This window comes from Streptomyces sp. NRRL F-2664 (genome assembly GCF_000719345.1).
GTDB lineage: Bacteria > Actinomycetota > Actinomycetes > Streptomycetales > Streptomycetaceae > Streptomyces.
In genome coordinates, this window is the sequence record NZ_JOFX01000403.1 from 1 (window position 1) to 374 (window position 374).

1 pseudogene is annotated in these 374 nt (G+C 71.1%); it reads left to right on the plus strand.

Annotated elements, in window-relative coordinates:
- Nucleotides 1-121: 121 nt before the first annotated feature.
- Nucleotides 122-374: pseudogene (locus IF89_RS0136295) on the plus strand (IS110 family transposase); the annotation flags it as partial.

Sequence of the window (374 nt, forward strand, 5' to 3'; positions counted from 1 at the left end):
CCGCTGGGTAGTGCGTCTTCCGAGCCGCCGGCAAGGAGACCTCTCATCGACACCAGAGCCACCTGCTCCACATACAGAGCGAGGCCCTTGCCGACCGCTAGGGATGCGAACTGCCAATCGGATGCCGGACTTGCGGGTCCTGGCCCGCGCTCTCCTCGCCGCAGCTCCCACTCCGGCCGCGGCGGCCGCGCTGGGCAAGGCACGGCTTCGGTCTATTCTGCGCAAGGCCGACCGCCAGCGCCGCATCGAGACCCGGGCCGAGCACCTCGCCGGCGTCCTGCGCGAGCCGCACATGCGTCAGCTCCCGCGCGTCGAGGAAGCCCTCGGCCAGCAGGTCAGGGCACTCGTTCTGCAACTCGACGCCGCCGCCCAGG